We start from the raw sequence: 20,778 nt of genomic DNA, 5'->3' as shown, positions 1-20,778 counted from the left end.
GGTAAAGTAATACCATACTAAAGTAACGTATTTGACTTTAAGTGTCAACCCTTTTGAAACATGGAGCGGTAAATTTGGTACTTAAAGTAAGCGGGAGTCGTCTGCTGTTCCTCGACGACACTGAACGGCTTGTGATAATAATGGGCCATCGGTTCATAGCAGTCAGCTGCTAATTCAACACGCCCGTCGGCCAGCTGCCCGGCACGCTTCTGTGCAGACGGAAACAGTTCGAAATCAGGCGTCTGTATGCGGTAACGATGCCCTTTGTCCTTAATATTCAGGGGCCTGCCATAAGTCGTGATCCGCTCAGCAGTTGAGTCTTCAATCATTAGTACAATAGGAGCCGCGTTATACTGAAAGCCATAGTGCAGCATATCGAATATCACAGCTGATTTGAGCTGTTCTGCTTCCACAGTAATACCGCTTCTTGCAATTCTACTGAGCGCTTCCTGCCGCTCGTGATAACAGACAAATAGTACAGCACCTGGCCAGTCAGTCAGTGCCAATAACAGCGGAAGTAAATCCGGCAGCCGGCGGGTTAAGTCGAGAGGGAGCAGCAGTACTTCTGATACATGAGCCGCTGACTGCCATTCAACGGCTGTCACTTCCTCATCCGGACAGGCCGGCAGCAGCTGGCAGCGTTCTTGGGCATTGAATAGTGTCACTTTGCCGCTCAGACTGCTTAACAGCTCAGTCAGCCGCTCTGTGACAGAGCTAGTTGGCAGCTCCAGCGTCTCAGCCAGCCGGTAGAATAAGTCCGGTAATTCCGGCTCATAGCCGCTGATACTGCGGGGAGCTGATGATTCTATTGTCCAGGCAAGCGCAAGAAGCGCTTCGTCATCCAAATATTTTGTCAGCACTGTGACATCTACTGTCAGCCGCTGCTCATGATAAGTCGTCAGCACGTCGGTCAGCTCGCTATGGAGTATGAGCAGCTGCTCTGTCTTATATCGCTTGGGATTGCCGATTTCAATCCCGATGATATGCAGGCCGTCAACTACTGTATCAAGCGCTGTGAGCTGATCACGATAATAAGCGTCCACATGCCGGTTCACTGTATCATGCTTCGTCTTCACCCACTGGCTGTGCTGAAAGGGTAAAAAACACACATAGACATCGTCTACATGTGTTTCTGTTTGCTTCATCATTCTATCACTCCTAGAACATAGTATATCCGCTGTTACGCAAGCCTCTAATAACAAATCCTGCTACCAGTGCTCCGATGAGTCCACCGGAAAGCATAATGATGTCCGCAGGTAATAAATGAGTGATGCCGTGCCATAATTGCTGAAATGCATACTTCGGTTTCAAAAAATAATCGGCTGTTGAAATTTTGTCGACGATCGCACAGACGACAAACGGGTAAAAGCCTGCCATGATCCATGTGGATTTAAGCAGCATGTTCAAAATGAATGCTATTCCGAAAAATAGTACAAAGAACAATAATACACTAATAATCAACTGTATTAAAGCAGTCATTATTGCCTCCTAAAGAAATAAATGATAAGTCGTATAGTTAAACTGCGGTCCCGGCGGCGTCGTGCTTCCGAGAACGAGCGGCGCTGCTAGTCTTCTGATGAATTCATGGACCATCGGTGAACACATGGGATCAGCGAGCAGATGGGTCGTTGTCTCCCATTTGACGTCTTTAATCTCGTCATTGGGAAGTGTGATGGTGATTGCCTCAGACAGCGGGCGGACAAGGAAAATAATCATATTATCAGAAATAATGTCTTTGATGACCCCGCTTCTGACACCGATGATACCTTCCACCTGTCCTATTATACCCGTTTCTTCTGCCAATTCACGCACGATCGCCTGATCCGCTGTTTCTCCGGCATCGACAAATCCCGCACACATGGACCACATATCTTTCAGGCCGCCATACTGTTTCTTGACGACCAGCCAGTCACCCTGCTCATTGATGACGACCGCTGCAGCACCGAGCCAGACATTCCCTCTTTTACTCATAACCATCCCCCCGACAATAAAAAGAGACTTGTTATAAACAAGTCTCTTTAATCGATATTAAGACAGGCTTATTACAGGAATTTACCTTTTTTGAAAGCAACACCTGGACCACCAATTTTGAACAGTGCACGTGTATCGATTACTTTCTTCATGAACGCAGCTTTTTTACCTGTAATTTCTTTACCGAAAACAACACCGACACCGTCGTGTGAACCAAGTGATGCCACAGTTCCTTTGTCGTCATATTTAAATGTATCCAGTTTATCGTTGTTCAGTAACTTCACGATTTGTTTCGCAGTGAACTCACCTTGCTGCATAGCAATTTGTGCTGTTGTCGGTAATGGACGTTTGTTGTCCCCTTCACCAGCCATGACTGCAGAACAGTCTCCGATAACAAAGATATCATCATAACCGTCAATGCGCAGATCATCACGCACGATGATACGGCCGCGTTTAACGCCTTCAAATGATTCTTCCATTAACTGGCTGCCGCGAACACCTGCTGCCCAGATCACAGTGTTAGCATACAGCTGCTCTTCCTGCTCTCCGTTCTTCACGACGAAACCATTTTCGTTCGCTGCCACGATTGGTGTTGCAATTTTGAACTCAACACCGCGCGCTTCAAGGTAGTTGACAACATAGTCCACTAATTTATCGGAGAACATAGGAAGCATTTTTGGCGCTGCTTCTACACATGTCATTTTGACTTTAGATGGGTCGATACCATATTTTTTACATAGCTCAGGCATTCTTTCAGTTAACTCGCCTAATAATTCAATACCAGTGAAACCAGCGCCGCCGACAAGAATAGCAAGGTCTTTGTCGTCTTTGCCAGTGCTCTGCGCATAGTTCGCGAAGCGCTCTTCAATATGAGCTGAAATGCGGCGTGCTGTATTGATATTTTCAATCTGGAACGCGTGTTCTTTCATTCCTTTAATGCCGAATGTTTCTGATTCGAACCCTAATGCAACGACAAGAATGTCAAATTTGAACGTTCCGTTAGTCGTCTCCACAGTTTTTTCATCACGGTTGATTTTAGTCACTTCTGCAGCAACAAAGTCAACTTTAGAAGCATCTAAGACACTTGCCACTGGATATAAACAGTCTTTATAAGCGCGAGTACCTGCTGAAGCTTCATGTAACCATGTCGCTTCGTAGTGATATTCATTTTTGTTGATCAGTGTAATATCACAATCCTGTGCTGAAACTAACTTTTGCAATTTTGCGATTGTCTGAAGGCCGGCATAACCCGCTCCTAATACAACAACCTTTTTTCTTTCGAAGCTCATCATATTCACCTGTCTTTTAAGATTATTATATTGTGATTTTAGTCACATAAACCATTACTAGATTCCTTAGTAATCATAACTTGAATAGGCATATTATTCAAGCTAATAACTTCATTTTCAGCAATTCTCAGGGCTCCCTGCAACATCTCTTGTGCGGAACGAACTGCCGCAGCCGCAAGCAGCAATCGCATTAGGATTATTGATCGCAAAACCCCCGCCCATCAACGACTGTTTAAAATCAATCGTCGTCCCGTTCAATATCGGTGCATCCGCTTTATCGACGAGAACATTGACGCCGTAGAAATTCAGCAGTTCATCATTATCTCCCGGTACTTCCTCAGCGCTCATGCCGTATGACAGTCCGGTACATCCGCCGCCTTTCACCGATACTTTCAAGTAACCATCAGGCAGGCCGTTTTTTGCCATCATATCTTTGACTTCATAGGCTGCTGCTTCTGTTAATATTATAGTGCTCATCATTTACCTCCTAGAATAACCAGTTTTCTTCAATATGCTTATAAATATTGTTAAGTAGTTCATCCGCTGTTTCTCCTGTGACGACATCTCCATTGACCAGCGCATAAAGACGTTCATTGCACAGCCCGCAATAGGTCAGACAGCCATATTCCAGGCAGTCCACGCCGGGATCTTTGGATAAAGTATCATAGACACTTTGACTGCCGGCTGCCATATTAGAAAGACAGAACTCTACGATTGGATTCATTTTCCACCTCAAACAAGCACTTTTTATCCATGTCAATAACTAAAGCGCTACAAATTAACTGTAATCTATATTATAATTTATGATAGTTGAAAAAAGTAGAAATTTGACTTCATAAGAAAAGGGGATCATTATGAAAAATCTTGTACTGCTTGGCGGTGGCTATGGTAACATGCGCGTAATGCAGCGCTTATTGCCCTCTGCATTACCAGAAGAATACACCATTACTTTAATCGATAGAATTCCTTTTCAAGGATTAAAAACTGAATACTATGCCCTTGCGGCTGGGACAGAATCCGATAAAGACATCAGACTTGAGTTCCCGAAAGATCAGCGATTAAACCAGACATTCGGTGAAATTACAGCAATCGACCTTGACCAGCAGATTGTTTCTGTTGGAGACTCTCAAGTGGATTATGACGAACTAATCATCGGTCTTGGCTGTGAAGACAAATATCACAACGTACCTGGTGCAGATGTCTACACTTACAGCATCCAGACCATCACACAGGCGAGAAAAACTTATCAGGCAATCGCAGATTTACCAGCTGGCAGTACGGTAGGTATTGTCGGAGCAGGATTAAGCGGCATTGAGCTGGCAAGCGAACTGCGTGAATCACGTGCTGACTTAAAAATTAAACTGTTTGACAGAGGCGAGCGTATTTTACCGGCTTTCCCTGAAAAGTTAAGTAAATACGTCAAGAAGTGGTTTGATAAACACCAAGTGGAAGTCATCCCGAAATCTAATATTGTGAAAGTCGAGCCGGGTAAACTTTATAATAATGACGACACGCACGATGTCGATATATGCGTGTGGACTGCAGGCATCCAGCCTGTCGAGATCGTACGCAGCCTGCCTGTGGAGTTCGGTGAAGGCAGCCGTGTCCGCGTGAATCAGTACCATCAGATTCCAACGCATCCAAACGTCTATGTTGTCGGAGACTGTGCCCTGCTGCCTCATGCACCAAGTGCACAGCTTGCTGAAGTCCAGGCTGAGCAGATCGTTGATATTCTGAAGCTGCAATGGGCAGGTCAACCGCTGCCTGATAAAATGCCGGACTTGAAACTTCAGGGCTTCATCGGTTCATTAGGCGACAAAGAAGGCTTTGCCTACTTGATGGACCGGACCGTGACCGGCCGTATCGCAAGAATTATGAAATCCGGCGTATTATGGCTCTATAAATATCATAACGGCTAACCACATTCATCTACAACAGAACGCCTCAGCCCATGGAAGCATGAACTGAGGCGTTCTAGTTGTAGTTACTTAATAAATGTCCGGTCAATGTATTTAGTCAGCTGCGGCAGCTGAATATAGCCGTCAGCCACGATGTCATCATTCATCGTTACAAGCGGATAAAACAGTTCATCGTTCTCAATCTGTTCAAGCAATGACTGGTCATAATCTGACAGCCCTTCCTCATCTGCGATATCGATATAATTGAAAGTAAAGCTGAGCTGCTCAAACTTTCGTTTTAAGTTCGGCTGTATCCAGTCGTAAATATCTTTTGATGTCGGTGCATTAACACAGCTTGCACAGACGGCATCAGCCCCGTAAACATTAACTTTAATAGAATCCACTTGCATCCCCCTTAACCATTCCACTAAAATGTGCTATAGTTATTATACTATTAGCAAAGCTATAAAGAAAGGAGTCTCCTATGACTACAGAACAACAAACAATGTTTGATCACGTCAATGAAGTACTTGAAAAACTTCGTCCATTCCTGCTGCGCGACGGCGGTGACTGCGAGTTAGTCGATGTTGAAGATGGTATCGTCAAATTACGTCTACTCGGTGCATGCGGTACATGCCCTTCTTCTACTATCACTTTAAAAGCCGGTATCGAGCGTGCACTTCTTGAAGAAGTGCCGGGTGTCGTTGAAGTTGAACAAGTCTTTTAATATAGAGACCACAGTCGTGGTCTTTTTTTTGTCCATTTTTTCTTGCATCCTCGTTATTGTTAACTTAATATTAATTTAAGTTAACAAAGGGGGAATTGAAATGACATTAGGACAACGCGTGATCGATGGGTATGTTCTGACTAAAGAAGAAGCGCTCAACATATTACACACAGAGGATAAGGAGCTGCTGACGTTAATCAATGAAGCTTACCATGTCCGCTATCATTATTATCAGAACAAAGTAAAGCTGAATATGATCTTAAATGCTAAAAGCGGCCTCTGTGCTGAAGACTGCGGCTACTGCGGGCAGTCTGTGAAGGCGAATACCGGCTGCAGTCAGTATGCACTCGTTGATGAGCAGCAGCTTGTCGAAGGCGCCGGTGCTGCTGTCGAACATCAAATCGGAACTTACTGCATCGTCATGAGCGGCCGCAAACCGACGAATCGTGAAGTAGGCCGCGTCACAAATGCTGTTGAAACCATCAAGCAGAAATATCCAACACTTAAAATCTGCGCCTGCCTCGGACTGACAAATGATGAACAGGCAAAGAAGCTGAAAGCAGCAGGCGTTGACCGTTATAATCACAATATCAATACGAGTGAGCGTTATCATGATAAAGTCGTAACGACCCATAGCTATCAGGATCGTGTGAATACAATAGAGATTATGAAAAACAATCATATCTCGCCATGCTCCGGTGTGATCTGCGGCATGGGGGAAACAGCTGACGACATTGTCAACATGGCATTTGCGCTCAAAGAGATCAATGCCGACAGCATTCCTGTCAATTTCCTTCATGCCATTAAAGGAACTAAATTTGAAGATAAAGACGATCTGACACCGAACAAATGCCTGAAAATCCTTGCCCTATTTCGTCTCGTCAATCCGACAAAAGAAATCCGCGTCTCCGGCGGACGCGAAGTCAACCTCCGCTCACTGCAGCCGCTGAGCCTTTACATGGCAAATTCCATCTTTGTCGGTGATTACTTAGTGACTAACGGCCAGCCGAACGAAGAAGACTATCAAATGATTCAGGATTTGGGCTTTGAAATTGAGACGAACGCCTTCACAAATGACCCTTCCCTTATAGAAAGTTAAAAACGGAGCAATCCGTTTTTTTAATGGTATTCTTTAACAGTTAATTATTTATTTTGAATTAGTGCCTGTCTTTTACACGAAAAAAAGGCGATTTTGTTAAGGAACATGGAATTTAAAGTACTAAAAACATGTAATTCATTGTATAAATCTTAAGAAAACCTATAATGTAGGTAGGCATAAAGTTTTTAATAAGATAGAAAGAGGGGTTATGTATGAACGAAACAACTCAAGTCGTCACTATTACTTTGAATGGTAAGCAGCTTGAATTACCGGTACAGACCAATTTACTGGAATACTTGAGATGGCAGGGCATTGATGTACCATCTCTCTGCTTCCACTCAGACCTTGGTCCGATCGAAACGTGTGATGCATGTATTATTGAAGTTAACGGGGAACTCGTACGCTCATGCAGCACACAGCTAAAAGAAGGTGACGTCGTCAAGACAGGCACCAGTGAAGCATTCGAAGCACAGATGATTGCGATGGACCGCGTGCTGCACAATCATGAACTTTATTGTACAGTATGTGATTTCAACAACGGTAACTGTACCGTCCATAATACAGTTAAGCAGTTAAAAATCGACCATCAGGCAACGCATCAGTCTCCTAAAGGCGCACCGGTCAATAGAGGTAAGTTCTACCGCTACGATCCTGACCAGTGCATTCTCTGCGGCCGCTGTGTTCAGGCGTGCCAGAACGTTCAGGTCAATGAAACGCTGATGATTGATTGGACACTTGAACGTCCTAGAGTTCTCTGGGATGGTAAAGATGGTAATCCTATCGACGATTCATCTTGTGTCAACTGCGGCCATTGTTCAACCGTATGTCCGTGTAACGCAATGATGGAAGTCGGTATGGAAGGAGAAGCAGGCTTCTTAACTGGTATGCTTAAAGATGCCTTCCGCCCTGCTGTCGATGTCACTAAAGCAGTAGAAACAGGTTATACGCCGCTCATGGCTATTTCAGATATAGAAGCAGAAATGCGTCAAGATAGAATTAAGAAGACTAAAACCGTATGTACATACTGCGGAGTCGGCTGCTCATTTGAAGTCTGGACAAAAGGCCGTGACATTCTTAAAGTGGAACCGTCACCAGAATCTCCTGCCAACCAGATCTCAACATGTGTTAAAGGTAAATTCGGCTGGGATTTCGTCAACTCCGGCGAACGTCTGACTAAGCCGCTCATTCGTGAAGGCGATGAATTCAGAGAAGGCACATGGGAAGAAGCTTATGAATTAATCACCAGCAAATTTGCAGAGACAATCAAAACACGCGGACCAGAACGTCTGGCATTTATCACTTCTTCAAAATGTACGAATGAAGAATCATATTTGATGCAGAAACTGGCACGTGCTGTTGTCGGCACTAACAATGTCGATAACTGTTCAAGATACTGTCAATCTCCTGCGACTATGGGCTTATGGCGCACAGTCGGTTACGGTGGTGACTCAGGTTCCATCACAGATATCGCGAGCGCTGAACTGATCATTGGTATCGGTACGAACACAGCAGAAGCCCATCCGGTCATCGCAACACGTGTGAAGAGCGCTCAGAAACTGCGCGGCTCAAAACTGCTCGTCTCAGACATCCGTAAACACGAGCTTGCTGAACGGGCAGACATGTTCATCCGCCCTAACCCTGCATCCGACCTTGTCTGGTTAAATGCCGTCACTAAATACATTATCGACAATAACTGGCATGATAAAGCGTTCATCGATCAGCATGTCAATAACTACAGCGAATTCGTCAACAGTCTTGAAAAATATACACTTGATTATGCAGTAGAACATACAGGACTCACTAAAGAAGAACTGATCAACGTCGCAACAATGATTCACGAAGCAAAAACTACGGTTATCATGTGGGCGATGGGTATTACTCAGCAGCGCGGTGGCAGTGATGCCTCTACAGCAATCTCCAACCTGCTGCTTGTGACAGGTAACTATATGAAACCAGGTGCTGGTGCTTATCCACTGCGCGGCCATAACAACGTGCAGGGCGCAAGTGATATGGGAAGTATGCCTGACCACCTGCCGGGCTACCAGAAGCTGACTAATGAAGGTGTGATTGAGAAGTTCAATAATGCCTGGGGTGTTGAACTGAATACTCAAAAAGGTCAGAACAACCACCAGATGGTCGATGCGATGCATTCAGGTGAACTTGATATTCTTTACTTGAAAGGTGAAGATATGGGTATTGTCGATTCAAACGTCAACCATGTCAGAGCAGGCTTCGAGAAACTTAAATTCATGGTCGTTCAGGACATCTTCTTCTCTAAAACATGTGAGTATGCAGACGTCGTACTGCCTGCTTCACCAAGTTTTGAGAAAACAGGAACTTTCTCTAATACAGAGCGCCGTATCCAGCGTCTGTACCAAGTGCTTGAACCACTTGAAGGCTCTAAACCGGACTGGGTGATCATCCAGGAGATTGCGAATCACCTCGGCGCCGGCTGGAATTATTCAGATCCATCACAGATCATGGATGAAATCGCTGCGTTAACACCGATTTATGCGGGTGTGAGCTATGATAGATTAGAAGGATTCAACAGTCTGCAGTGGCCGGTCAATGCTGATGGCACAGATACACCGCTGCTCTTTACAGACGGCTTCCCATTTGATGATAAAAAAGCGATCCTGTTCCCGGTCGACTGGACGCCGCCGACAGAATATGCTGAAGAATATGATATTCACGTCAACAACGGCCGTCTGCTGGAGCACTTCCATGAAGGAAACATGACATACAAAGTTGCCGGCTTGACAAGCGAAACACCAGAAACATTCCTTGAAGTATCACACGAACTTGCAGCAGAACGCCGCATTGAAGATGGCACTCTCGTCCGTCTGCAGTCTCCGTACGGCAAAGTTGACGTCAAGGCACTTGTCACAGACCGCGTCTACGGCAAAGAAGTATACTTACCGATGAATGATTCAGGCGATGCCGCGATCAACTTGCTGTCCAGCTCAATTGCGGATAAAAATACTTCTACACCTGCTTACAAGGAAACAAAAGCTAAACTGATCATTCTTGAACGCGGCGGCAAATCACCGCTTCCAAAATCTAACTTCCGTTATGGTTCACCTGTGCCGCAGTACGGGGTGAACATCCAGCAGAAATGGGCACGCCCTGATTATGCCTTCCCGGGTGATATCGTGAAAGAAAGACGAGGTGGAAAATAATGGCACACTCTACTAAAATCATCAGAAGAACAGAAGTCGATGTTGACCAATTACGTGAGCAGGAACTCCGTGAGCTTGAACAGCAGCTGATGATGCATAAAGATACACTGCTTAAGCTGTTCCGTCTGATGGATCAACTGGATGACCATGAAGTGTTCAATGCCTTGAATGCGGCGCTCGCAAAAAGTGACCCTATACTGACACGTGTCCTTAAAGCGCTTAACGAGACAGAGCTTGATAAAGCGATCCGTAATGGGCTGCTTCTCGCTCAAGGGCTCGGTAAGTTCAAGTTCGGAGAGCTTGAGCCGATGATTCTGAAAATCAACAAAGGATTTGAACTGTCGACTAACCACAATAAAACACTCGGCGTGTTCAGCCTGCTGAAAGTACTCGTAAGCCGTGACTTTATTGAAGGCGCACTTTTCCTGACAAAATTCGTTGAAGGATTTGGTTACGACGCTGATGACCTAAAGGTTGAACAAGGCATCGTCGATCCTGTCCAGACTGATACAGGAGACTTGAAAAATGTCAGCAAAGTCAAACTGCCGAGTCAGAGAAAAGAGAAATCTTCCGGTAATTCGAATATGGTATTTGGACTGGCAGCTGGTGCAGTCGCACTTTCCGCATGTGTCCTGCTGCTTAGAAAGTAACTAAAGAAGACCGAAGCTTATAGCTTCGGTCTTTTTTTGCAGAGATTTAAATTTGATTCAGTTCATCTTTACAGGTGTTAACGGCTGCTCACCATTTATGATACGCCGTGCATTGTCCACGCAGAGTTGAATCATCGCATCTCTAGTTTCGACAGATGCACTGCCGATGTGAGGTAACACCACAATATTCGGCTCCGCCAGAAATGGATGGTTCTTGTTGATAGGTTCTTCAGCCAGCACATCGAGCCCTGCCGCAAGAATCTTACGGTGCTGCACCGCATGCAGTAAATCTTCCTCGATGACATGTCCGCCGCGGCCGATATTAATGAATATGGCATCTTCTTTCATCCGGCTGAACACGTCTTTGTTGAACTTGCCTGCTGTCTCGGCAGTCAACGGCGCTGTACAGACGACATAATCACTCGTTGTGATCAGTTCGTCGAAGTCAGCATACTTTACCCCTAACTCGCTCTCTGCTGCTTCTTGACGCGACCGGTTATGATACAAAATAGTCATGCCGAAGCCGCTGCAGCGGCGTGCAAATGCCCGTCCGATAGCACCCATGCCGTAAATCCCGACTGTTTTGCCGTAAACATCCTGACCGGCCATTAAGTACGGGGCCCAGCCGATCCAGCGGCTGTCCTGAACCATCTGTGCCGCTTCAATGATGCGGCGCGCTGTGACAAGCATCAAGGTGAAAGCAAGCTCTGCGGTTGTCTCAGTGAGCACGTCCGGCGTATTGCAGACGATGATTCCTTTTGCTGCAGCATAGTCAAGATCAATGTTGTCGTAACCGACCGCAAGATTGATGACAGCCTTTAATTCAGGGCAGTGATCCATAAATTCCTGATCCACCCGGTCGCTCAGCATCGTAATGACGACTGTTTTATCTTTACTCTCGTCAAGAAACTGTTCACGGGTCATCGGTTTCAGTTCTTCCGGATATACGGTGACTTCAGCTGTCTGCCTCAAGTCTTCTAAAAACCGTTCAGGAACTGCACGTGTGATCAATACTTTACTCATGCGTCTCCCCCTCATAATAAGCAATCACTTCCAGCAGGTTTTTCACCGAATAAGTCGGCGGCACCGCTTCCTGCATGACGGCCTCATAAGTCGAGACACCGGTCTGGACGTGCAGTGTATCAATCCCGCTGTTGATGCCTGACATAATGTCAGTCATATAAAGGTCACCGATCATGACGAGGTCTTCTTTCGGCAGTCCGATCAGCTCGACCGCCTTGTTCATGATATGCTGCTCCGGCTTACCGATAAACACGGGGTCCACTCCCGTCGATACTGCGACCACGCTTGTCAGTGCACCATTACCCGGCAGAAAACCACGCTCAGTCGGAATCGATACATCGGGGTTCGTGGAGATGAAAGTCGCCCCGTTTCTTACAGCGAGGCATGCTACTGCATACTTCTCATAGGTGATGTCGACATCAAGACCAACGACCACATAATCGACATGTTCCTCGTCCTTAATGACCAGCCCTTCATCTTCCAGCGCCTTTTTAATCCCAGTGCCGCCGATGACATAGACGCTTGCTTCCGATTTTTCCGCTGCAATATACATGGCTGTTGCCATGGCAGAGGTCACGACATTGTCTGGTGTGCTGACAAAGCCCATGGCGGATAATTTAGCTGATACTTCTTCCGGAGTTTTTGATGCATTATTAGTGACAAATAAATAAGGCAGCTGATTCAAAGCAAGATAATCAATGAATTCCTTTGCCCCTTCAATCAAGCGGGTTCCTGCGTACATCGTCCCGTCCAGATCAAGCAGATAGCCTTTATACTTCTTCATGCGCGTCCTCCTTTACCAAATGCCGACACCGGTCCGAGTTCTTTGTCGATAAATGATGATACTGCAGGTTTAAAAGATTCATAAGCTGACAGATGGTCAGCAAACTGCTGTTTAAGTGACTGATGGTCAATCGCCGTGTAATCTCTGACCATCCACTGTCTCAGCGGTAATGTCGCTGAGATTGCTGCTGCCTCAGTGCTGCTGATGACGTTCTCCATCTCGAGGATGTCAATGACATCCTGATAGCTCCCTGGATCCCTCATAATGAAGCCGTCGATAATCATATTGCCGACATCAACGACACTTTCTATCAGCATATGGCATACACGCTCAAGGCCATAACCTTCTTCCCGGCTGAAGCTTTGAGTCAGCTGTTCTATATAATCAAGTTTGTGCTGCAACTCTTCTCTATCCACAAAATACATATGATCGCCTCCATCATTAGTTTAACAAATTTCTTCAATGTCTTCACAGTTGATTCCCTGTCACCGGCAAAATAAAAGTGGTTTCAGCGTTTAGCTCCATGAAATGTCAGGTATATAAAAGAAACACTTACTTTGGGAGATGACAAAATGACTTTATCCGATAATTTTACGCGGGAGATTTTATCAGTATTAGAACATAATAAAGACTTAGGTTTCAGTGATGTCGCTGAAATCGGCAGCAGAATTAAAGCGGCTGATTCTACTCTGAGTTTCTCAGACCAGGAGCTTGAAGCGGCTTTGAATACACTGTATGACCAGCGTGATATTGAAAGCATCAAACTGACATTCGGCGATACCGGTCAGAATGACTTTGAAGCGATTGGGCTGACTGCTCAAGGTAGAGAGCTGCTGGCACGCTTAACATAACAATCACTCCTTTGATATTTCCTGGATGACAGGATATAATGATGTCAACTGGAGGTATGACTGATGATTGATATGTTTTTATACGATGATTCTGAGAAAGCGAATATTAGATTTGTCAGCTTTATCGGGGATACGCGGCATGATTTGACTCTAATTCAGACAGACCGTCATTACGGTAAGACGATAGTGCTTAATACGCAGTCTAATAAGTTCGGTATCATCGGCAGGGATGACCTGGATGAAGACGGTTATATCGCCTATGTTTTAGGGCTCAGTGAGGCAGAAGCAGAGGAAGTCACTGATTTTCTAAGAGAAGTGATCGCATAAAAAAAGACTTCCTCACGGAAGTCTTTTTTTATGGTTAAATTTATCTTCGATGTGGTTAATCATCTGTTCATCGATATAAACCCACCCTTTCCAGCCGATATGGACGGCATCACTGAGCACATAAGGTTCATATTCTTTGTCGGTCATATCATACAGTTTGAAATGGCTGCGGCTGATAACGGCATCAATCTTATCATAAACCGGCTGACGACGGGCTGAATTGATATGAATATGATCATACCATTTGCCATTAGCAGGAATCGAGATAAATAACGGGTCTGCCCCTCCTGCTTTTAACGCAGCAGTCAGCAGCTCTAAATCTTCAAATTCCGGCGAGTTGACAAAAAACTCGTCTGAACGTGATAATTTTTTCTGATGATGCTGTATCATATGATAATATTTATTTCTTATATAGTAAGGGTTGTTGGTTGCTTTTCTGCGACCATATTCCACTGCCATTTGTCTTACTTCAGGCCAGCTTTTCGACTTAATATCCATGCTCCGCTGTTGTCCGAAGTATGAACTCTGCATCATCGATTTTGCTTTGATAATATCATTTTTTTTCAGTGAATTTTTGTAGAGCCATTGATTCCATGATAATCCGGAATCACTCGCTGTCAATTTCTCGTTCATATTATCATTCACAATATCATATAATGCTGCATCGTTCTTTATCGCATCAAAATGAATCAGTCTCTTCGCAAACTGCGCTTTCAAATAAGGTGGTACATGAGGATTGGAAAATAAGTTAATCACCTGCTGCGCTGAAAAACGAGCGCTGAAGTTATCATTTTGAATCCCTTTCTGCGTAAACCATTGCGGTGAGATAATGATTGCCATCTTCTTATCTTTCATCTGGCCGATGTGACTCGCGATATTGATCGCATGAATTAAATCTGTTGAACCACCCATTCCAATGAGAAATGGTCTGACTTTAAGTCCCCGCTCCTGAAAGACATGGACCGGGTGGAATGGATCTTTCTTCTCCAGCTCACTGGAACCGAACAGGGGATAAAACTTTTTTTCTTTAAACATCACATTTTGGACGGCTGTACCTTTAAATGTGGTTTCATTTAAATTAGTGCCTTCATTAGTAGTGATAGTAAATGGAAAAATTTTATCAACGAATCTGGCTGGAATTAATAAAAATAAGCCAAACAGAGTCAGACTGATAAGGATGGGGATAAACTTTTTCATTGAAGTTTTTCCACTTCATCCACAATCATATTAGGTGTAGCCCACGTCTCACGGTCAAAGTCTGTGATCGTCACATCGATATCAAGGCGCTCCTGAATATTCATCAGCAGCACGACAGTTGCCAGTGAATCAATGATCCCTTCATCAAAAACCCGGATATCCGGATTGGTCTTAACGATATCACTCTCAGCAATTTCTTCTAAAATATCCAGTACTTCTTCTCTAATATTCATCTTTTTTCCTCCTAAAATAATTTACCTGAGAAAATCAAAAATCCGAAAGCAACAAAGTGAAAAGTAATGACAACTGCCAAAATGTCTACAGCGGCCTGCGGTAATTTCCACGGATGTTTTTTTCGCCATTTCTCATAATAACCATAACTCACAAACAGTACACCATGGTAGAGACCATAAGCAATATAATGCCATTCAAGTCCATGCCATATTCCCATGATGAGGAAGTTAAGCATAAAGGCGATATTGGATACCATAAAAGCATCCTTCAATAGCTTTTTCTTCGTCATGAAGAACACAATACGCATGTATACCATGTCCCGGAACCAGAATGACAAGGTCATATGCCATCTGTTCCAGAAGTCTTTAATATTTTTAGATGCAAAAGGTGCATTGAAATTCGGTGGTGTTTCTATCGACATCAAATAACTGAAGGCGATGGCGAATAAACTATAGCCTGCAAAATCAAAGAACAAGTAGAAGCTGTAACCATACATATACACGAGCTTCATCCAGATGGAAGCCGCCGAAAAATCTATCGACAGAATAATGAACTGATCCACCCAGTATGCCAGAATATATTTATAGAGTAAGCCTATCATGATATAGTGGACAGCTTTAAGCAGCAGCTCGCGATACCGCTCTTTTGTCAGCGGCTTGTGCTCATCCTTTTGAAATCTTTTGTAGCGGTCAATCGGCCCTGAAGAAATCGTCGGAAAAAAGCTTAAAAACTTAATCAGTTCATAGCTGTTAATCTCTTTCAGCCTTCTATCTCTAATCTCCATTAAAATCTGAATGCTTTTGAACATGATATACGAGATCCCTAAAAACCCGATTATCGATTTTAAAGGTAGCTGACCGACCTCATAGGAGCCGAAACCGAACCATGAGCTCTGAAAGACTTTAACGACGGCGAGCGGTGCAATAACCGCTGCCATAATCAGTATAAAGTTAGTGAGCGTATTATGGTTTTTGACTATCTTCAAGTATAATTTGATCAGCAGTAACTGATAAAAGATATAGATGATAAAGCTGACCATCTCATATGACAACAAAGACAATCCGAATAAATTTTTATTCGGATCCTTAAATATAAGCAGCAGCATAATAAAACTGATGGCTATATTTAGTCCGTTATACTTTCTGCCCAGCAGTCCAAGAATAATGACCGGCAGCAATAATAAAAGCGCAATATAAAAGAATGAAAAATCACCATATGGAATCATGAAACAGCCTCTTTTATCCGCTGTCTATCTACTTTGCCGTTCGGTGTCATCGGCAGGCTGTCAACGACTCTGATTTTTCTTGGAATCATATATTCCGGTAAAGTCGATTTCAGCTGCTGCTTCACCGTCTGTGCCAGCTGGTCGTCCGCTTCAGCTGAGACAGAAGCCACCAAGTACTGGACTTTGCCATTTTTCTCTATAGGTGTGACAACTGCCTGACGGATTCCATTGATTTTTGTCAGCTGCTCCTCAATTTCTTCAAGCTCCATCCGGTAGCCGTTCAGCTTGATCTGATAATCAATACGGCCATTGATGAACCAGAGACCATCCTTAATTTCTGCTTTATCTCCTGTGCGGTAGCTACGTTCACCATCCGCCTTGAAAAACTGCTGTGCTGTCTTTTCCGGTTCTTTAATATAACCTGCGCTGACAGCATCTCCGTGAATCAGCAGTTCGCCTTCTTCGCTGAGAGAGAGGGTCGTTTTCGGTCTCGGTGACCCGACAGGCAGTGGATTATACTTTGCGAGCAGTTCATCCGTTACTCTGACACTTGTCACCGCAACAGTCGCCTCTGTCGGCCCGTAAGTGTTATAAATAAAAGCATCAGCGAAGTTGTTCTTCAGCTGGGAAGCCGTCTTATGTTTAAGTGCTTCTCCGCAGAAATAGAAATAGCGCAGATTCGGATATGTTTCCTGACTGAATTGCGGAAGCAGCAGTCCCATCTCCATAAATGACGGCGTAGAAACCCACGCTGATATCGGATATTCAGTCAGCTGCTGCTGAATTTCAGCAGGTTTTTTAATCATCTCTTTATCGATCATCACTAATGTTCCACCGGAAGCAAGTGCCGGATAGACAGCCATCACTGATAGGTCGAACGATAACGGTGCCTGATTCAGCCAGTAATTTTTTTCAGATGCACCATATAGACTCACCATCCAGTCAGTGAAATCATCCAGGCTCTTATATTTAATCGCAACGCCCTTCGGCATTCCGGTTGAGCCTGAGGTGAAGATCGTATAGGCGATATCTTCAGGCTGGACGTCCTTGATGAACTCCGCCCTGTCAGGCCATTGTCCCGGCTCAATTAGTCGTGCCTCAGTCGCTACTTCCAGCGGTTCGGCCACTAATATATACTCCGGTTCTATCTTTTGTAGAATCTTAGCCACGCGCTCATCCGGTATAGACGTATCGATAGGCACATAACCGATGCCTGCTTTCAGTGCAGCGATCATTCCTACAATCATCCATTTTGACATATGCCCGTAAACGACTAAAGGCTGGCGACTCTCGACCACCATAGCTGCCAGACCGTTTGATAACTGCTCTAATTCCTCATACGTCATTCGCTCCTCGCGGTGAATGAAACATAAAGAATCCGGTTTGTCAGTTGTATGATGTGATAATTGAGTTAAAAAATTCATATTTACACCTACTCATTAAAATTCATTATAAATAAAGTTGCTTTCGACTCCACCACCGCCATAAATCCAGAATAGAGTAAAAAGAATGATGAGATAAAGCAACGTAAGCAAAGCGAGTTTCACATTTTCATTTTGTAGTATCATTATTATTTTCACCTGCCAGCCATACTATCAAATTATAAAAACTGATTTTATTTTTCACAACTCATATCATCATTAATTAGCGATTGTTTTTTGAAATTGTTGCAATAAATTGAACATCTCCAATTAAAACAAAATACTTTCGCTTTGATGTAACATATCTGTAATAATAAGGTAATTAACATTATTTTGCAATACATAATATACAAAACATAAATATTTATTAACTTTATTTAATGTTTTTATTTTCTTACGAAATGTCTACCTCTTATTGTGAGTAAGGATGTTATAAATTTTCAGAACGCTTTGTTCATTATTTTTTGTTTTACTCGGCTTTGCTATATTTGTTGCCATAGCAATCGTTAAATTATTATTGAACCAGCAGATGACTTCCTGATTAAAGAAGTAGCCTCTAAGACGAAGATAGTTTTTTTTCACATTAAAGCCATATCTATAAGGCTGCACATTGTCATCTATACTCGTTTTCATCAAGTTCGTCTCCTGGCTACTAAATAACTGATTATGATAGAATGCATCTGCTAAAGTCACCATATCAGCTGCTGACATATAAATATTGCCTGCACCGTCAAATTGATCAAGGCCGAAAGGTTTTATCGGTGTTTTCATCATAAATTTCGTTCTATAACCTTCAGCAAAAAAAGGTTGTAACAATTTATCATCATAGAATCCTGTTCTTTTCAGTTTTAAAGGATTAATGATATATTGATAGACATTCTCTTTATAAGTTTTTTGGGTAACTTGTTCAATCACTTTAGCTAAAACTATATAATTGGCATCATTATAATGATATGTATTATACAATGATAAATTCATGCCGTTTTCAGCAATCGTATTTACTGTCGCGTCAAGTCCTCTATATTTTTTGGTCATACGATAAGGCATTAATCCGCTTCTATGCATCAGTAAATTCTTAATAGTCATATTCATGCCGTAAAATTGCGGAAGATAAAAAGAGACGAGCTGATTACGATCAATCAGTCCTTTATCCTCTAGTTTTTTTACGATGATACCTGTTAGGAATTTTTGACTGGAACCTATCAGGAACATAGATTCCGTCCCTAACTGCTCACCTTTATAATTTTTTTCTCCGACTGCTTCATTCATCAGTACTTTATTATGATTCTTAATATAAAGAGTGCCCTTAAAGTTCTCCTGCTTTAAAATAGCGTTTATTTCTTTGATTGCCTGCTGATCCCCGGGATTACTACTGAACTGATTATTACCGTCGCTGGCCTCCTTGCTATTCTCTTTAGCTTGATTGAAATTAAAAGGCGCTAAACTGCAGCTCGCCAGCACTAGACATAGCACCACTAAACATAATACATATAACACTCGTTTCATCGCATCCTCCAAAAAAATAAAGTAATCACTGTTAAGTGATCACTTTAAAAACTGTTTTAATGTTTTGTTATTATATAGCTCATCAGTCTGCTCTGCAATTATTTCTACTCTTTCATCGGCAATATGTTCTTCAACCGGTGTTTCTTCATTGAGGCGTTCAGCTGCCGGCAGTCGTTTCAAGACAAAATAAGGACATCCGAAGTTGCAGTATTCCATAAGGTAGTCCTGAATACTTGAGAAGCGTTTACTAATATCCGCTTTTTTATTCCGGTCCTCATAGAACCCTTTTAATCTCAGCTGCTCGAATCCGATATCTCCGACGATAACAGGATATTTATCGAGTACTTCTGAATAACGCCTTTCAAATTGTTCTGCGTCAAACGCATCACGGTAATTGGCGATGATGTTATAATAATGTTCACCTATCTTAATGACCATATATTCACCTACTCAGCGAGTTCTCCCATAGCCTGACGGACTTTCGCCGCTTCATTCACCTGCTCATCAGCATGGTAGGAGCTACGGACCATCGGCCCTGCCTGACAATGTTTGAAACCTTTTTCCATAGCGATCTTACGAAGCTTACCGAATTCAAGTGGTGTATAGTACTTCTGTACTTTCAGATGTTTACGCGATGGCTGCAAGTACTGGCCGATTGTCATAATGTCTACATTATTGGCACGCAGATCGTCCATCACTTCAAGAATTTCTTCCCAAGTCTCGCCGAGCCCAAGCATCAAGCTTGATTTAGTAGGGATATCCGGATAAAGCTCTTTAGAGCGGCGCAGTACTTCAAGTGAGCGATCATAGGTCGCACGCGCACGGACTCTCGGTGTCAGACGTCTGACTGTTTCAATATTATGGTTTAAAATATCGGGCTTTGCTTCAAGCAGTGTCACCCAGTTGTCAAATGAACCGCCCATATCTGACGGCAGCACTTCAATGGTTGTATAAGGGTTGCGTTCACGGACTTTACGGATTGTATCAGCATAGACATGGGAGCCGCCGTCTTTTAAATCATCACGCGCAACGGCAGTAATAACTACGTGCTTTAAGTTCATGAGTTCCACTGATTCTGCTACGCGACCAGGTTCTTCAAGATCGAGCTCGTTCGGCAGTCCTGTCTTAACGGCACAGAAACGGCAGGCACGTGTACATACTGCTCCTAAGATCATAAACGTCGCTGTACGGCGTTCTCCCCAGCACTCATGGATGTTTGGGCAGCGTGCTTCTTCACATACCGTATGAAGATTCTTCTCACGCATCATTTTTTTAAGACCTGTATAGTTCTTGTTCGTGTTAAGCTTTATTTTCAACCATTCTGGTTTTCTCAGTATCTCTTCATTCTTAGTAGCCAAAACAACATCCCTCCAATAAATTACCCTATCATTATAACG

25 protein-coding genes are annotated in these 20,778 nt (G+C 43.5%); 7 read left to right on the top strand and 18 right to left on the bottom strand.

Going from position 1 to position 20,778, the window contains the following annotated elements; translation table 11 throughout:
* Window positions 1–44: 44 nt before the first annotated feature.
* The 6 genes from KFV11_RS03320 to KFV11_RS03295 all read right to left on the bottom strand — a co-directional run bounded on the left by KFV11_RS03320 (window position 45) and on the right by KFV11_RS03295 (window position 3,984).
* Complete coding sequence (locus KFV11_RS03320) at window positions 45–1,148, bottom strand: hypothetical protein (protein WP_149458100.1); 1,104 nt, start codon at window positions 1,146–1,148, stop codon at window positions 45–47.
* A 10-nt stretch (window positions 1,149–1,158) separates the two neighbouring features.
* Window positions 1,159–1,479, bottom strand: coding sequence for a YuiB family protein (locus KFV11_RS03315; protein WP_254250343.1), 321 nt, complete (start codon window positions 1,477–1,479; stop codon window positions 1,159–1,161).
* A 9-nt stretch (window positions 1,480–1,488) separates the two neighbouring features.
* The gene (locus KFV11_RS03310) at window positions 1,489–1,971 is read right to left on the bottom strand and encodes an NUDIX domain-containing protein (RefSeq protein ID WP_149458098.1); all 483 of its coding nucleotides are present in this window, start codon (window positions 1,969–1,971) and stop codon (window positions 1,489–1,491) included.
* Window positions 1,972–2,042: 71 nt separating this feature from the next.
* A complete protein-coding gene (locus tag KFV11_RS03305) occupies window positions 2,043–3,260 on the bottom strand; it encodes an NAD(P)/FAD-dependent oxidoreductase (protein WP_149458097.1) in 1,218 nt (405 codons plus the stop codon).
* Window positions 3,261–3,377: 117 nt separating this feature from the next.
* Complete coding sequence (locus KFV11_RS03300) at window positions 3,378–3,737, bottom strand: HesB/IscA family protein (RefSeq protein WP_149458096.1); 360 nt, start codon at window positions 3,735–3,737, stop codon at window positions 3,378–3,380.
* Window positions 3,738–3,747: 10 nt separating this feature from the next.
* Window positions 3,748–3,984: a YuzB family protein gene (locus tag KFV11_RS03295; protein ID WP_149458095.1), complete on the bottom strand. Its 237-nt coding sequence runs from the start codon at window positions 3,982–3,984 to the stop codon at window positions 3,748–3,750.
* Window positions 3,985–4,114: 130 nt separating this feature from the next.
* Between KFV11_RS03295 and KFV11_RS03290 the strand changes: the two genes are divergently transcribed.
* Window positions 4,115–5,179 (top strand): NAD(P)/FAD-dependent oxidoreductase, encoded by a 1,065-nt coding sequence (locus KFV11_RS03290; protein ID WP_149458094.1) that lies wholly within the window; start codon window positions 4,115–4,117, stop codon window positions 5,177–5,179.
* Between the two features lie 65 nt (window positions 5,180–5,244).
* On the opposite strand, the gene KFV11_RS03285 is transcribed toward KFV11_RS03290, so the two are convergent.
* The gene (locus KFV11_RS03285; protein WP_254250342.1) at window positions 5,245–5,562 is read right to left on the bottom strand and encodes a DUF1462 family protein; all 318 of its coding nucleotides are present in this window, start codon (window positions 5,560–5,562) and stop codon (window positions 5,245–5,247) included.
* Between the two features lie 80 nt (window positions 5,563–5,642).
* Between KFV11_RS03285 and KFV11_RS03280 the strand changes: the two genes are divergently transcribed.
* From KFV11_RS03280 to KFV11_RS03265, 4 genes are all read left to right on the top strand, one after another.
* Window positions 5,643–5,885 (top strand): NifU family protein, encoded by a 243-nt coding sequence (locus tag KFV11_RS03280; protein ID WP_149458092.1) that lies wholly within the window; start codon window positions 5,643–5,645, stop codon window positions 5,883–5,885.
* A gap of 100 nt (window positions 5,886–5,985) precedes the next feature.
* Window positions 5,986–6,984 carry a biotin synthase BioB gene (gene bioB / locus KFV11_RS03275; protein ID WP_254250341.1) on the top strand — a complete coding sequence of 333 codons (999 nt, stop codon included), beginning with the start codon at window positions 5,986–5,988 and terminating at the stop codon, window positions 6,982–6,984.
* Between the two features lie 212 nt (window positions 6,985–7,196).
* Complete coding sequence (fdhF, locus tag KFV11_RS03270; protein ID WP_149458090.1) at window positions 7,197–10,163, top strand: formate dehydrogenase subunit alpha; 2,967 nt, start codon at window positions 7,197–7,199, stop codon at window positions 10,161–10,163.
* The gene (locus KFV11_RS03265; protein WP_149458089.1) at window positions 10,163–10,813 is read left to right on the top strand and encodes a helical membrane plugin domain-containing protein; all 651 of its coding nucleotides are present in this window, start codon (window positions 10,163–10,165) and stop codon (window positions 10,811–10,813) included. Before fdhF ends, KFV11_RS03265 begins: the two co-directional genes overlap by 1 nt.
* 57 nt (window positions 10,814–10,870) lie before the next feature.
* Here the strand turns inward: KFV11_RS03265 and KFV11_RS03260 are convergent, their stop codons facing one another.
* Genes KFV11_RS03260 through KFV11_RS03250 form a run of 3 tightly spaced genes read right to left on the bottom strand, consistent with a single transcriptional unit; the run spans window position 10,871 to window position 13,045 of the window.
* Complete coding sequence (locus KFV11_RS03260) at window positions 10,871–11,836, bottom strand: 2-hydroxyacid dehydrogenase (protein ID WP_254250340.1); 966 nt, start codon at window positions 11,834–11,836, stop codon at window positions 10,871–10,873.
* Entirely contained in the window at window positions 11,829–12,620 is a 792-nt protein-coding gene (locus KFV11_RS03255) for a TIGR01457 family HAD-type hydrolase (RefSeq protein ID WP_254250339.1), read from the bottom strand. Before KFV11_RS03255 ends, KFV11_RS03260 begins: the two co-directional genes overlap by 8 nt.
* Complete coding sequence (locus KFV11_RS03250; protein WP_149458086.1) at window positions 12,617–13,045, bottom strand: DUF86 domain-containing protein; 429 nt, start codon at window positions 13,043–13,045, stop codon at window positions 12,617–12,619. Before KFV11_RS03250 ends, KFV11_RS03255 begins: the two co-directional genes overlap by 4 nt.
* Before the next feature lie 147 nt (window positions 13,046–13,192).
* Here KFV11_RS03250 and KFV11_RS03245 point away from each other — a divergent pair, with 147 nt between their 5' ends.
* Together KFV11_RS03245 and KFV11_RS03240 are read left to right on the top strand one after the other, a co-directional pair.
* A complete protein-coding gene (locus KFV11_RS03245) occupies window positions 13,193–13,471 on the top strand; it encodes a hypothetical protein (protein WP_149458085.1) in 279 nt (92 codons plus the stop codon).
* A 63-nt stretch (window positions 13,472–13,534) separates the two neighbouring features.
* Window positions 13,535–13,798: a DUF3055 domain-containing protein gene (locus tag KFV11_RS03240; RefSeq protein WP_149458084.1), complete on the top strand. Its 264-nt coding sequence runs from the start codon at window positions 13,535–13,537 to the stop codon at window positions 13,796–13,798.
* 12 nt (window positions 13,799–13,810) lie between these two features.
* On the opposite strand, the gene dltD is transcribed toward KFV11_RS03240, so the two are convergent.
* The 8 genes from dltD to lipA form a co-directional block, all read right to left on the bottom strand.
* Window positions 13,811–14,995, bottom strand: coding sequence for a D-alanyl-lipoteichoic acid biosynthesis protein DltD (dltD, locus tag KFV11_RS03235; RefSeq protein ID WP_254250338.1), 1,185 nt, complete (start codon window positions 14,993–14,995; stop codon window positions 13,811–13,813).
* Window positions 14,992–15,228 (bottom strand): D-alanine--poly(phosphoribitol) ligase subunit DltC, encoded by a 237-nt coding sequence (gene dltC / locus KFV11_RS03230; protein WP_149458082.1) that lies wholly within the window; start codon window positions 15,226–15,228, stop codon window positions 14,992–14,994. The genes dltD and dltC overlap by 4 nt, the downstream gene beginning before the upstream one ends.
* A gap of 11 nt (window positions 15,229–15,239) precedes the next feature.
* The gene (dltB, locus tag KFV11_RS03225; protein ID WP_149458081.1) at window positions 15,240–16,454 is read right to left on the bottom strand and encodes a D-alanyl-lipoteichoic acid biosynthesis protein DltB; all 1,215 of its coding nucleotides are present in this window, start codon (window positions 16,452–16,454) and stop codon (window positions 15,240–15,242) included.
* The gene (dltA, locus tag KFV11_RS03220; protein WP_254250337.1) at window positions 16,451–17,878 is read right to left on the bottom strand and encodes a D-alanine--poly(phosphoribitol) ligase subunit DltA; all 1,428 of its coding nucleotides are present in this window, start codon (window positions 17,876–17,878) and stop codon (window positions 16,451–16,453) included. The genes dltB and dltA overlap by 4 nt, the downstream gene beginning before the upstream one ends.
* Before the next feature lie 15 nt (window positions 17,879–17,893).
* A complete protein-coding gene (gene dltX, locus KFV11_RS03215; protein WP_149458079.1) occupies window positions 17,894–18,022 on the bottom strand; it encodes a teichoic acid D-Ala incorporation-associated protein DltX in 129 nt (42 codons plus the stop codon).
* Between the two features lie 258 nt (window positions 18,023–18,280).
* A complete protein-coding gene (locus KFV11_RS03210) occupies window positions 18,281–19,381 on the bottom strand; it encodes a serine hydrolase domain-containing protein (RefSeq protein ID WP_254250336.1) in 1,101 nt (366 codons plus the stop codon).
* Window positions 19,382–19,420: 39 nt separating this feature from the next.
* Complete coding sequence (locus KFV11_RS03205; RefSeq protein WP_149458077.1) at window positions 19,421–19,819, bottom strand: YutD family protein; 399 nt, start codon at window positions 19,817–19,819, stop codon at window positions 19,421–19,423.
* Window positions 19,820–19,827: 8 nt separating this feature from the next.
* Window positions 19,828–20,739 (bottom strand): lipoyl synthase, encoded by a 912-nt coding sequence (gene lipA / locus KFV11_RS03200; protein WP_149458076.1) that lies wholly within the window; start codon window positions 20,737–20,739, stop codon window positions 19,828–19,830.
* Window positions 20,740–20,778: the final 39 nt, after the last annotated feature.

The organism is Macrococcus equipercicus, from assembly GCF_024205945.1.
GTDB lineage: Bacteria > Bacillota > Bacilli > Staphylococcales > Staphylococcaceae > Macrococcus > Macrococcus equipercicus.
This window is presented reverse-complemented; position numbering and strand designations above follow the sequence as displayed.